The organism is Pseudorhodoferax sp. Leaf274 (assembly GCF_001422445.1).
Classification (GTDB): domain Bacteria; phylum Pseudomonadota; class Gammaproteobacteria; order Burkholderiales; family Burkholderiaceae_C; genus Pseudorhodoferax.
The window spans coordinates 83,049-95,511 of the sequence record NZ_LMNA01000008.1 but is presented as its reverse complement, the minus strand read 5'-3'; the positions used below and the strand labels follow the sequence as shown (position 1 = coordinate 95,511).

The window sequence follows — 12,463 nt, the reverse complement described above, 5'->3', positions numbered from 1 at the left end:
CCGTGGGGTTGCGTTGGAATGGATCGGTGGGCGCCGGTGCGGATCACTCGGCGCGGATGTTGCGGGCCTTGATGACCTGCGCCCAGGTCGCCGTTTCCTCGCGCATGGCCTGGGCGAACGCGGCCGGCGCCATCGTGGCCTGGGCCATCCCCTGCGCGGCAAGCCGCGTGCGGACCTCGGGCTGCGACAGGAAATCGGCCGCGTCGCGGGCCAGTTGCTCGGCCACCGCGGGCGGCGTGCCGGCCGGCGCCAGCAGGCCGTACCACGAGGTCACGTTGACACCGGCGATCCCCTGCTCGGCCAGCGTGGGGATCTCGGGCGCGACCGGCGTGCGGCTGGCCTCGGTCACGCCCAGCGCCACGAGCTTGCCGCTCTTCAGGTAGGGCAGCGCCGTCGGCAGGTTGGTGAACATCAGCGGCACGACGCCGCCCAGCACGTCGTTCAGCGCCGGCGGCGTGCCCTTGTAGGCCACGTGCAGCATGTCCACGCCCGCCTGTTGCTTGAACAGCTCGCCGGCCAGGTGCAGCCCGCTGCCCACGCCCGGCGAGGCGTACGACAGCGTGCCCGGACTGGCCTTGGCCTGCGCCACCAGGTCGCGCGCGGTCTTGAGCCCCGAGGCCGGCGTGGCCACGATCACGTTCGGCGCCTTGGCCAGCATGGTGACGGCGACGAAGTCCTTCGCGATGTCGAACGGGAAGTTCGGCATCAGCGTCGGGTTGATCGTGAGGTTGCCGGCCGGCACCACGAGCAGCGTGTGGCCGTCGCCCTTGGCGCGCTTGACCTTGTCGATGCCGATGTTGCCGGCCGCGCCCGCGGTGTTCTCGACCACGGCCGCCTGGCCATAGCGCTTGGCCAGCCCGTCGGCCAGGATGCGTGCCAGCGTGTCGACCGGGCCGCCCGCCGGGAACGGCGAGACGATGGTGAAGCGCTCGGCGGCCAGCGACCTGGCCGCGTCGGCCGGTTGGGCGATGGCGCCCGTGGCCGCCACCACGCCGAGCAGGGCCGCGAGGAAGGTCTTGCGTTGCATGGTGCTCACTTCTTCTCGGTCAGGAACTTGCCACCGGCGTCCACGCCCTTTTGCCGGCGCGTGTGGCCGTCCAGCCCGCCGTCCACGGCCCACTCGGCGAACACCGTGGGGCCGGGTTCGAACTCGCGCGGCTGCCAGTCGGCGGTCAGCTGGTCCTCGTCGGCGTAGTACTCGATCAGGCCGCCGGCCGGGTTCTTGAAGTACCAGAAATAGGCCGACGACACCGGGTGCCGGCCCGGGCCGAGCTGCGTCTCCCAGCCGCAGCGCGAGAAGTGCAGGCCGCCGCCGAACACCTCGTGGATGTCGCGCACGGTGAACGCCACGTGGTTGATGCCGCGCTTGCCCGAAGGCAGCTGCAACAGGAACAGGTCGTGGTGGCCGCCGCTCGGCGCGCAGCGCATGAAGGCGCCGCGGCCCGGGTAGCGGTCGGACGAGACGAAGCCGAAGCGGCTGGCGTAGAAGGCCTCGCAGGCCGGCACGTCGGCCGCGAAGAACACCACATGGCCGACCTCGATCGGCGTGGCGCGCTCGTAGACCGGGCTGGGCTGGTTGATGCGCGGCTTGTCGCTCCAGGTGTTCATGGCGGCGCTCTGCAGCGCGATGTCGCGCTTCCTCGTGACCTGCAGCCGCACGGCCAGGCCGTTGGGGTCGGTGCAGCCGATGCGGCGCGCGCCGTCGACCTCGGTGTCGACGAAGCCCGGGTCGTGGCGGATCGCATCGGCATAGCGCGCGAGGTCTTCCGCGCGCTCCACGCCCCACACCACTTCGCGCAGCGTCGGGCCTGGTTCGATGGCCGGCGGCAGGCCGGGGTGGTCCATGGCGGCCACGACCACGCGGCAGCCATTGAGGCAGGTGAACACCAGCGTGTCGGCGCTCTCGTGCGCCAGGGTCAGGCCCCAGTCCTGGAAGAAGCGGCGCGACAACGCAAGGTCGTCCGTGCCGTAGGTGATCTGGTCGATGCCGAGAACGCTCATGTCGGGTGCTCCAGTGGTTCAGTTCGCCCAGGGCAGGGGCTGTGCATTGGTGCCCCAGTACATGCTCTTTTGCTCCATGTACTGGAAGATGCCTTCGCGGCCCTTCTCGCGGCCCAGGCCCGAGTCGCGCCAGCCGCCGAACGGCGTGGAGACCGAGAACTGCTTGTAGGTGTTGACCCAGACCGTGCCGGCCTGCACCGCGCGGCCCAGGCGCCAGGCGCGCTTGAAGTCGCGGCTCCAGACGCCGGCGGCCAGGGCGTAGATGCTGTCGTTGGCCTGCGCGATGAGTTCTTCCTCGTTGTCGAACGGCATGGCCACCAGCACCGGGCCGAAGATCTCTTCCTGCACGATGCGCGCGCGGTTGCTCAGGCCTTCGAGGATGGTGGGCATGTAGAAGTAGCCGTTGTCGAAGCCGGCGCCGTGCGGGCGCACGCCGCCCGTGCGGATGCGGCCGCCTTCGCTGATGCCCAGGTCCACGTAGCGCTCGATGCCTTCGCGGTGCCTGGCCGTGATCAGCGGGCCCATCTGCGTGCGTTCGCTCGCGGGGTCGCCCACGCGCAGCGCCTTGGCGGCCGCGGCCACGCGCGTCACGAACTCGTCGTAGATCGGGCGCGCCACGAACAGGCGCGAGCCGGCGATGCACGACTCGCCCGAGCTGCTGAAGATGCCGTAGAGCACGCCGGCCACGGCATGGTCCAGGTCCGCGTCTTCCAGCACCATGGTGGGCGACTTGCCGCCCAGTTCCAGCGAGACCGGCATCATCTTGTCGGCCGCGATGTGGGCGATGTGCTTGCCTGTGGTGGTGCCGCCCGTGAACGACACGCGCTTGACCAGCGGGTGCTTGGTGATCGCATCGCCGATGACCGAGCCCTTGCCCGGCAGCACGCTGACGATGCCCTTCGGCACGCCGGCCTCTTCGCAGATCCTGGCCAGCTCCAGCGCCATCAGCGGCGTGACCTCGGCCGGTTTCACGACCACGGCATTGCCCGCGGCCAGGGCCGGCGCAAGCTTCTGCGCCTCGCTCGCGATCGGCGAGTTCCACGGCGTGATGGTCGCCACCACGCCCATCGGCTCGTGCACGCTCATGGTCACGAAGTCGCCGCGCGACGGCGTGATGGTGTCCTCCAGCGTCTCCAGCGCGGCGGCGAAGAACTGGAAGGTGGCCGCGGCGCTGGCCACCAGCGCGCGCGTCTCGTTGATGGGCTTGCCGTTGTCCAGCCGCTGCTGCTGGGCCAGCGGCTCGGCGCGCTCGCGGATGAGGGCCGCCACGCGGTGCAGCACGGCGGCGCGCAGGTGCGGCAGCATCTGCGCCCAGCCGCTGGTGCGGAAGGCGTGGTCGGCACGCGCAATGGCTTCCTCGACATCGGCCAGGCTGGCCGCGCGCAGGCGGGCGATGGGCTCGCCCGTGGCGGGGTACAGGCTGTCGTAGACATCGCCGCCGCCCAGGCGCCAGACGCCGGCAACGTTGATCGGGAGAATTTCCAGGGAGGGCATCTTGGGGCCTTGCAGGGGCGAGGGAGTTCAGATCGACACGGCGGCCGTGCGGTTGCGCAGTGCGCGCGCGGCGCTGTAGACCGTGAGCGCCGAGGTCTTGGGGTTGGCGGCCAGGGGCTGGTTGCGCATGGTCAGCTCGAAGCTGCCGAACGCGCCCGCGGCCTCGACCTGGTGCACGTTCTCGGTCACGCCGGGGTCGGCCACCAGGCGCACCATGGTGTGGTCCAGGCCCAGGCCGGCCAGCGACACGGTGGCCGCCACGTTGGCGTTCTTGGGGTAGAGCCGGGCGGCCTCGCGGGCCGAGCCTTCGAAGATGACGGTGGCCGTGGCCAGGCTGGCGAGGTCGCGGCCGGCCTCGGCCGGCGTGTCCTTCCAGGCCTGCGGCGGCTTGCGGCCGGTGTAGCGCACGCTGTCCAGCCCGCCGATGCGCGCGGCGGCCAGCGCATCGATGGCACCGATGGCCCCGGCGATCAGCTGGGCCTGCGTGCCGCCGGCGTGGGCGGCCATTTCCAGCTGTTCGGCCAGGTCGGCGGCCGACAGCGCGCCGACCGAGGCCACGATGCAGGGCACGCCGCGACGCAAGGCGGGCAGCACGTGCTGTGCGATGGCGGCATGGCCGGCGGCTTCCACCACCAGCGCGATGCCGTCGTGCGGCACGCTGTCGCAGACGCGGGCCGCAGGGGCCAGCCGCCGGGCCACGGCCTGCGCGGCTTCGACGCCGGCCTGCGGCACCACGATGGCGGCCACTGCGAGGCCGGTGTCGTGCTGCACGAGTTCCAGCAGCGCGGTGCCGATGGCGCCGCAGCCGATCAGGGCCACTTGCAATGTGGGCAAGGTGGGCATGGTAGGCATGGTGCGCATGTCCTCAGGCGGCGGGCTGCAGCGCCGGGATCTGGTCCAGCTTGTTCACCGGCGGGCCGGAGAAGCTGGTCTTGAAGCTGCCGATGGCGCGCATGTCGATCTCGAGCAGGAAGGGGCCCGGCTGGCGCCAGGCCGCCTCCAGCTGTGCCGACAGGGCGTCCAGGCTCTGGACGCGGGCGTGCGGCAGCTGGATCGAGGCGCACAGCTGCGCGTAGTCCGGCGTGTGCAGCTCCACGTAGCAGCGGCGTCCGCCGTACGACGCATCCTGGATGTTCTGGATCACGCCGTAGCGCTGGTCGTTCATCAGCACGATCAGGGCGTCGCATTGTTCCTGCACCAGCGTGGCCAGCTCGCCCAGGTTCAGGATGAAGCCGCCGTCGCCGGCCAGGCCCAGCGTCTTGCGGCCAGAGCCCGTGGCCGCCGCGCCGACCGCCGCGCCGATCGCCATGGGCATGCCCATGCCGATGCCGCCGCCGGTGGCGTGCACGCCCGCGTCGGCCTGGAAGAAGCGCAGTTCGCGGTTGCCCCAGGTGCTGTTGGACACCGTCACGTCGCGCACCCAGTTGAAGTTGCGGCCGGCCACCTTCTGCAGCTGCTGCACCAGCTGGCTGTAGACGCCCAGGCCGTCGTGCAGCGAGGCGACCACTTCCTGGTGCGTGTGGCGCAGGTCGGCCAGCAGCTCCGGGTCGGCCCGGTAGCCGCGCGCCTCCAGGCGGTCGGCCAGGCCGGCCAGCACCAGGGCCGCGTCGCCGCAGACGAAGCCGTCGTCGGCGTAGCAGCGGCCGGACTGCGCGGCGTCCACGTCCACGCGGTACAGCGGGCGCGGCAGCTTCAGCTCGTACTTCAGCGTCTCGTTGCTGCGCAGGCGCGTGCCCACGGCCAGCATGGCGTCGCAGCGCTGGTAGAAGGCTTCGACCGGCTTGTGGATGTTGTAGGCGCCCAGCGAGGCCGGGTCGTCTTCGGCCACGATGCCGCGGCCCTGCACGGTGGTGACGATGCCGAAGCCCAGGGCCTTCAGGCGCTGCACGGCGCGGCCGGCGTGGCGGGCGCCGCCGCCCAGCCACAGCAGCGGGCGGCGGGCCCGGGCCAGTGCGTCGGCCAGCGCGTCCAGCGCGTCCGCGCCGGGGGCGGCCTGGACGACCGGCAGCGGCGACAGATCGGCCGGCATGGCGACCACGGCCTGCTGGATGTCGATCGGGATCTCCACGCTGACCGGGCCGGTGGGCGCGGTCAGCGCGAGCTGCACGGCCTTCTTCAGGGTGGACAGCACGGTCTCCACGCTGCGCACGCGGAACGCGGCCTTGGAGACGGCGCCCAGCATGGTCAGCTGGTCCGGCGCCTCGTGGATGTACGAGAGGTTCTGGTCCAGGTACCGGGTCTCGATCTGGCCCGTGATGTGCAGCAGCGGCGTGCCGGCGGTGCGGGCCTCCACCAGGCTGCCGGCGATGTTGCCGGCCGCGGGCCCGGTGCTGGTGATGCACACGCCCAGGCTGGAGGTGGAGCGCGCGTAGGCGTCGGCCATGTTGCCGGCGCCGGCCTCGCCGCGCGCCATCACGAAGCGCGTCCTGCCGCGCTGCGCGAAGGCGTCCAGGATCGGCATGTTGTGGATGGAGATCACCCCGAACGCGGCCTGCACGCCGCACTGTTCGAGGAAGGCGGCGACCACGGCGCCGACGGTGGCCTGCTGCGCCTGGGTGGTGGAGGCGGTGGAAGTGACGGGCTTAAGCATGGCGGGACAGGCCTCCGGAGATGTCGATGTGGCTGCCGGTCGTGTACGAGGCGAACGGCGAGGACAGGAAAACGAGCGCGCGTGCGGCTTCCAGTGGAAGCCCCAGGCGGCCCAGCGGGATGTGCTTGTCGCTGGCGAGCTGGCCGCTCCAGGCGGCCCAGTCCTGCGAGGTGTCGTCGCGTGCGTCGAAGCGGCGGCGCCATTGGCCCGATTCCACGAGCCCGATCAGGATGCCGTTCACGCGCACGCCCTGCGGCGCGAACTCGGCGGCCATGGAGCGCACGAGGTTCAGCACGCCGGCCCGCGCGGCCGAGGTGGCGACCATGTGCGGCTCGGGCTGGCGTGCCAGCAGCGAGTTGGCACACGTGATGGCCGCGTCGCCCAGGCGCTGGCGCTCGGCCGCCAGCTGCGGCAGGAAGGCGCGCGTGGGGTGGATGACCGAGAAGAACTTGAGTTGCAGCTCGTCGACCCAGGCCTGGTCCGCGGTGTCGGCGAAGGTGGAGACGCGGCCCTGGCCGGCGTTGTTGACCAGCATGGACGCCGGGCCGAGCGCGGCCTGGCTGGCGCTGGCGAAGGCCTGCACCGAGGCCGCGTCCAGCACGTCGCAGCGCTGGGCGAACAGCCGGGCGCGCGGGAACTCCTGGCGCAGCTGCGTGACCGCCCGGTCCAGCCGTGCGCCGTCGCGGCCGCACAGGGCCACGGCCGCGCCGCAGGCCAGCAGCACCTGCACGGTGGCCAGGCCGATGCCGGAGGAGCCACCGGTCACGACGGCGGTGCGGCCGGCCAGCGCGTCGGCGGCCAGGAAGGAGGGGCTGGAGGGGGTGGTCATGGTGGTGTGGTGGGCGAAAGGGATCAGGCGCCGCCGCGCAGCGGCACGACCTTGCGGGCCAGGGCGGGGCGCACGCCGTACAGCAGCTCGGAGATCTCGGCGGACGCGCTGCAGACGCGGGCCGACAGCAGTTCGACCTCGGCCGGCTCGAGGGTCCCGGCGTTGACCGTGACACCCAGCGCCGCCACGACATGGCCGGCGCGGTCGCGCACGGAGGTGGCCACGGTGGAGATGTTGGGCTCGTAGAAGCTCTCGCTGACCGTGTAGCCCCGTTCGCGGCCGGCCTGCACCATGTCGAACAGCGCGTGGACGGTGGCGGGTGTCTGGCTCGTGAAGCGCTCCAGCTTGTCTTCGGGGTACAGCGCGCGCAGCTCGGGCAGCGTCATGTCTTCCAGCATGGCGTGGCCCAGCACCGTGGCGTGGGCCGGCAGCCGCGTGCCGACGCTGACGGTGCTGCGGAACGGCGAGTAGAAGGCGGTCTTGGCCACGTAGACGATGGAGCGGCCGTCGCGCACCACGAGGTGGCAGATGTGGCCCACGTCTTCGCTCAGGCGGTTGAGCACCGGCATGCCGAGCTCGGTCAGTTCCAGCGACGCGAGGTACTCGAAGCCCAGGCGCAGCACGGCCAGGCCCAGGCGGTATTCGCGGCCGCCCTCGGTGCGTTCGAGAAAGCCCATGTTCTCCAGCGTGGTGAGCAGGCGGAACACGGTGGAGCGCGGCAGGTCGAAGCGGCGCGCCAGTTCGGGCGCCGACAGCGTGCGCGCGTCGTGGCCGAATTCGGACAGGATGCGCAGGCCGCGCTCGAGCGCGGGCACGTTGTAGCGGTCGCCGCCCTCGTCCGTGGTCGGCAGGGTGTCGTCATTGGTCATGCGGTGGCCTTGTGAAGTTCTTGCAGGAGCGCGCGGGCCACGGTCCCGGGCTGTTCGACATAGCAGGCGTGGCCGGCGCCGGGCAATTCTTCCAGGCCCACGCCGCAGGCCGCGGCCACGTCGCGGCAGGCGGCGGGCGGGGTCACGACGTCCTCGGCCCCGCACAGCACGCGCACCGGCATGGCGGGCGGCAACGCCGCGAGCAGGTCGTCGCCGCACAGCAGCTCGATGGCCTGGCGGTAGCCGCCTTCGTTGAGCCGGCCCATGTTCCAGCGCACCCATTGGCGCGCGGTGGCGTCCGCATCGGCGGACAGCAGCCGGTCCGCGCGCTGGCCGGCCATGCCGGCGATGCCGCCCTCGGCCAGCGCGGCCAGGCGCTGGGTGCGCACTTGCCGGGCTTGCGGCTCGCGGCCGGCGCCGCCGTAGCCGCGGGCCGGGCTGACCAGCACGAGCCGCGCGATGCGCTCGCGCAGCGCGCTGTCCGGTCGCGCCGCCGCGCCGGCGACCAGCGCGCCCAGCGAGTGGCCCACGAGCACGCAGCGCCGGATGTCCAGGGCCTGCAGCAGCTCGGCCAGCCGCGCCGCATAGTCCGCGGCGCGCGGCGCGCTGGCCAGCAGCGGGCTGGAGACGCCATAGCCGGGTGCGTCCCAGGCGATCAGCCGTGCCTGCGGCGCCAGCGTGCGCGCCACGCCCAGCCAGGACGCCGCGCCCGAGCCGATGCCGTGCAGGCAGACCAGCGCGGGCGCGTCCGCCGCGCCGGCCTCGCGCACGGCCTGCCGGCCATGGGCCAGGGCCAGCGTGCGTTCGGGGAAATGCTGGTCCAGCAATTCCAGTTCCGCGGCAGGCAACGGGGGCAGCGTGGAGGGTGTCATGGCGGCGAGGCAGGGCAGCGGCAGGGCGCTCAGCGCTTGATCCTGGCCAGCGGGTGGTCGGCCGGATAGGTCGGCGTGATGGGCTTCTTGGCGCCCAGCATGACGCACATCAGCGCGTCCTCGTCGCCGACGTTGATCTCCTCGCGGTACACGCCTGGCGGCACCGAGATCAGGTCGCGGTCGGTCAGGATGGTCTCGAAGCGCTCGCCCTCCGGCGTGGTCAGCACCACCTTGAGCTTGCCGCGGATCAGGAAGAACACTTCTTCCACGTCGATGTGCAGGTGCGGCGGGCCTTCGTGGCCGGCCGGGATCACCATGGTGGAAAACGTGAAGTGCTCGGCCGGCACGGTGTTGACGTCGGCCATCACGCCGGTGCCGCCGGTGCCCACGTAGCGCATCTGCGCGCGGCGGAACTTGGGGTCGACGTCGGCCTGGAACTTCAGCGCGTTCCAGTCGTACTTGCGCGTCGAATACCGCGCGATGCGCGCGCCCATCCAGTCCTCCAGGCTGGCGCCTTCGGGGCGGGCCCAGCTCGGGGCGGCGTCGTCGATCTTCTGTTGTTCGGAGAGGTCGGTCATGGGGAACTCCTTGGGGTGGGGTGGCGATCCGGTTCGGTCAATGCATCACGAAGCCGCCGTTGACGGCAAGCAGCTGGCCGCTGACGAAGCGCGCCAGCGGCGACAGGGCGAACAGCACGGCGCCGCAGACGTCCACGGCCTGCTGCTCGCGCGGCAGGGCGCGGCCTTCCAGGTACTTGTCGTGGCGCGCCTGGGGCACGTATTCGGTGGCCTCGACCAGCGTGAGGCCGGGCGCAATCGCGTTGACGGTGATGCCGTCGCCGCCCCATTCGCGGGCCAGCGAGCGCGTCATCGCAATGACGGCACCCTTGCTCGACGCATAGGCCAGCAGGTTGGGCGCGCCCCACAGCGCGGTGTCGGACGCCAGGTTCACGATGGCGCCGTGGCCGCTGGCCGCCAGCGCCGGCTGGCAGGCGCGGCTCGTGAGCCAGGTGCCGCGCACGTTCACGTCCATCACGCGGTCCCAGGTGGCCACGTCGAGCGCGTGGGCGTCGCGGCCGCCGGAGTTGGTGATGGCGGCGTTGTTCACGAGCCCGTCCAGGCCGCCCAGCCGCTGCAGCGTCTGCTCGGCGCATCGCTGGATGGATTCGGGGTCGAGCAGGTCGACGGCCAGCGCCTGCGCATCGAGGCCGGCGCCGCGCATGGCGGTGGCTTCGGCCTGCGCCAGTTCGGCCAGCACGTCGGCCAGGACCACGCGGCCGCCGGCCTGGGCGATGCTCTTGGCGAACGCCAGCCCCAGGCCGCGCGCGGCGCCGGTGACCAGCACGCGGCGGCCCCGCAGCAGGTCGCGCGGCAGTTCGGCGAGCAGGCCGTCGAGGCTGCGGGGGTCGGCAATGCCGTGTGCTTGTGTCATGGTGGGGCGGATCACAGGTGGAGGGGTCCGGACGTCAGTCGGGCAGGATGTTCAGTTCCTTGACGATGCGGGTGAAGCGCTCCAGGTCCGCCGCATTGGTCTTGGCCAGCTGGGCCGGTGCACCGCCCACGGGCAGCGTGCCCAGCGTCTTCATGCGGTCCAGCACGTCGGGCATCTTGAGGATCTCGTTGAAGTGGCCGTTGAGCTGCTGCACGATGTCGGCCGGCAGGCCCTTGGGACCGAACAGCCCGTTCCAGGCCACGACCTCGACATCCTTGTAGCCCAGCTCGGCCAGCGTGGGCACCTCGGGCGCCAGCGGCGAGCGCGCGCCCTGCGCCACGGCCAGCAGCCGCATCTTGCCGTCGGCCAGGTATGGAGCGGCCGGCCCGTAGGTCACCCAGGTCAACGGCACGTGTCCGCCGACCACGTCGGTGATGCCGGGGGCGATGCCCTTGTAGGGCACATGGCGCAGGCCCGCACCCGAGGCCTTGTTGAACATCTCGCCCAGGATGTGCATGGGCGAGCCGCTGCCGGGGCTGGCGTAGGCCATGGGCGCTGCCTTGGAGGCGGCCAGCACGTCCTTGAGCGTGGCGGCCTTGCCGGCCGGGCCGGCGGCCAGGAACAGCGGCTGCGTGCCGAGCTGGAAGATCGGCGTGAAGCCGTTCACCACGTCGTAGCCGCTGCCGGAACCGGTCTTGAGCACCAGCTGGGCGATGGAGAACGTGCTGGGCGCCATCAGCAGTGTGTAGCCGTCGGCCGGCGCCTTGGACACGTAGCTGCTGCCGATCACGCCGCTGGCGCCCGCCCGGTTGTCGACCACCACGGGCTGCTTCACACGGGCGGAGAGCTTCTCGGCGAACACGCGCGCCAGCGCGTCGGTGTCGCCGCCGGCCGGGTAGGCGACGACGATGGTGATGGGCTTGGCCGGATAGCCTTCGGCGGCTGCCGACAATGCCAGCGCACCGACGGCGCCGGCCAGGAACAACTTGCGGATCAGGCTCGTCATGGTTGTTGTTTGTTTCGTTGGTGAAACATGGATTTACTAATGGAACGCTTAGGTCGAATTATCGATCGATGCGTGCGCTTGAAATCAGTAGAAACCCCAGGTTTATATGTTTTACTGGTGAATCACTGGTTTGCCAATGAGACAAAGCAGGTTTGATGCCAGCAGCCAGGGCGCAAAAAAAGGGGCGTCGAGCGGCGCCGCGCCCGGTTGTGACGCGCATGGCGCAGCGGTTTGGTGCGGTCTGCCCTGTACGTGTGCGTGTGCGTGTGCGTTTGGGCCCGCAGGGTGGCGAGCACACGGCGCCGTGTGGGGCGCGGCCTGCGGACGGGGGGCGCTACAGGGCGTGCGCGCTCGCGCCCTGACGCAGCAGGACGAGAACGCGGGGTCGGTGCGGGCGAACGCGTCGCCCGGGCATCACCTGCCGATCAAGCGCAGGGTGCCGTGGAGCCCACCTGCATCAGCGCCTGCCCCATCCGGATGCGCGCGCCCTCGGCGATGCCCTCGGCCAGCGCGAAGCCCTTGGGCGCGAGCACGATGATGGTCGAGCCGTGCTCGAACCAGCCCATCTCCTGCCCCTTGGCGAAAGGCGCCGCGCAGTCCACCGGTTGCGCGCCCAGCGTGCGCAGGTGCAGCAGAGTGTCCATGAAGTGCAGCCGGATGCTGGCCACCAGGATCGCCGCCACCGGCACCAGTGCAATCGGCTGGCCGCCAGCCAGCCGCATGCGCAGCACGGCGCGTTCGTTGCGGCAGAACAGCCGCTCGACGCGCTTGAGCGCGATCGGGTTCACGTTCCAGGTGTCGCCCGAGAGGTAGCGCAGCTGCTCCACCGTGCCGTCGTGCGGCGCGTGGAAGCGGTGGTACATGGCCGAGGTCAGCCGCAGCGTCACGTACTGGCCGCCGTGCCAGGGGCGGGCGGCCTCCTCGTCGCCGAACAGCTCGCCGATCTCGTACGGAAAGCCCTTGGCCTGGAACAGCCGCGTGCCGTCCACCGCGCCGCAAGCACCGACGATGCCTTCGCAGGGGCTGGCCAGCACATCTGGGTCCATCACCACGGGCCGCGCGCCGGGCTTCAAGGCCCGCGTGAACATGGCGTGCAGGCTCTTGAAGCGCTGCTCCTGCGCGTCCGACAGGTCGATGTCGGTGCAGGCGCGCCAGATGGCGATGGAGGCTTCGCGCACGAGTGGGTTCTCGATCTTGCTGAACCAGCCCATGAAGCGCGTCAGCGCCAGGCGCGGCACGCGGTTGGTCAGCAGGAAGTTGAGGTCTTCCTGCAGCAGCAGGCGGTCGCGCAGGCGGGCGAGGGCGGACGGATGGGTCGGGGCGGTGGTCTGCGTCATCGTGTTGACAAATGAAAGGGTTACCAATGGGGGA

The 12,463-nt window shown here is 71.4% G+C and carries 12 protein-coding genes; all 12 read right to left on the bottom strand.

The window, feature by feature from the left end; genetic code table 11:
* Nucleotides 1-43: 43 nt before the first annotated feature.
* Nucleotides 44-1,027: a tripartite tricarboxylate transporter substrate binding protein gene (locus tag ASF44_RS12395; RefSeq protein ID WP_056899592.1), complete on the bottom strand. Its 984-nt coding sequence runs from the start codon at nt 1,025-1,027 to the stop codon at nt 44-46.
* 5 nt (nt 1,028-1,032) lie between these two features.
* Complete coding sequence (locus ASF44_RS12390; RefSeq protein ID WP_056899530.1) at nt 1,033-2,001, bottom strand: VOC family protein; 969 nt, start codon at nt 1,999-2,001, stop codon at nt 1,033-1,035.
* 18 nt (nt 2,002-2,019) lie between these two features.
* Complete coding sequence (locus tag ASF44_RS12385; RefSeq protein WP_056899529.1) at nt 2,020-3,495, bottom strand: aldehyde dehydrogenase; 1,476 nt, start codon at nt 3,493-3,495, stop codon at nt 2,020-2,022.
* 27 nt (nt 3,496-3,522) lie between these two features.
* Nucleotides 3,523-4,338 carry an aspartate dehydrogenase gene (locus ASF44_RS12380; protein ID WP_056899591.1) on the bottom strand — a complete coding sequence of 272 codons (816 nt, stop codon included), beginning with the start codon at nt 4,336-4,338 and terminating at the stop codon, nt 3,523-3,525.
* A 22-nt stretch (nt 4,339-4,360) separates the two neighbouring features.
* Nucleotides 4,361-6,085, bottom strand: coding sequence for a thiamine pyrophosphate-binding protein (locus ASF44_RS12375; RefSeq protein WP_056899528.1), 1,725 nt, complete (start codon nt 6,083-6,085; stop codon nt 4,361-4,363).
* Entirely contained in the window at nt 6,078-6,914 is an 837-nt protein-coding gene (locus ASF44_RS12370) for an SDR family oxidoreductase (RefSeq protein ID WP_156374471.1), read from the bottom strand. Before ASF44_RS12370 ends, ASF44_RS12375 begins: the two co-directional genes overlap by 8 nt.
* 23 nt (nt 6,915-6,937) lie before the next feature.
* Nucleotides 6,938-7,783, bottom strand: a complete 846-nt coding sequence (locus ASF44_RS12365) for an IclR family transcriptional regulator (RefSeq protein ID WP_056899527.1) — start codon at nt 7,781-7,783, stop codon at nt 6,938-6,940.
* Entirely contained in the window at nt 7,780-8,655 is an 876-nt protein-coding gene (locus tag ASF44_RS12360) for an alpha/beta fold hydrolase (RefSeq protein WP_056899526.1), read from the bottom strand. Before ASF44_RS12360 ends, ASF44_RS12365 begins: the two co-directional genes overlap by 4 nt.
* 29 nt (nt 8,656-8,684) lie before the next feature.
* Nucleotides 8,685-9,233, bottom strand: a complete 549-nt coding sequence (locus ASF44_RS12355; RefSeq protein WP_056899525.1) for a cupin domain-containing protein — start codon at nt 9,231-9,233, stop codon at nt 8,685-8,687.
* A 37-nt stretch (nt 9,234-9,270) separates the two neighbouring features.
* Nucleotides 9,271-10,086, bottom strand: a complete 816-nt coding sequence (locus ASF44_RS12350) for an SDR family oxidoreductase (protein WP_056899524.1) — start codon at nt 10,084-10,086, stop codon at nt 9,271-9,273.
* Between the two features lie 34 nt (nt 10,087-10,120).
* Nucleotides 10,121-11,092, bottom strand: coding sequence for a tripartite tricarboxylate transporter substrate binding protein (locus ASF44_RS12345; protein ID WP_082524726.1), 972 nt, complete (start codon nt 11,090-11,092; stop codon nt 10,121-10,123).
* 425 nt (nt 11,093-11,517) lie between these two features.
* Entirely contained in the window at nt 11,518-12,429 is a 912-nt protein-coding gene (gene asd, locus ASF44_RS12340) for an archaetidylserine decarboxylase (RefSeq protein ID WP_082524725.1), read from the bottom strand.
* Between the last annotated feature and the right edge of the window lie 34 nt (nt 12,430-12,463).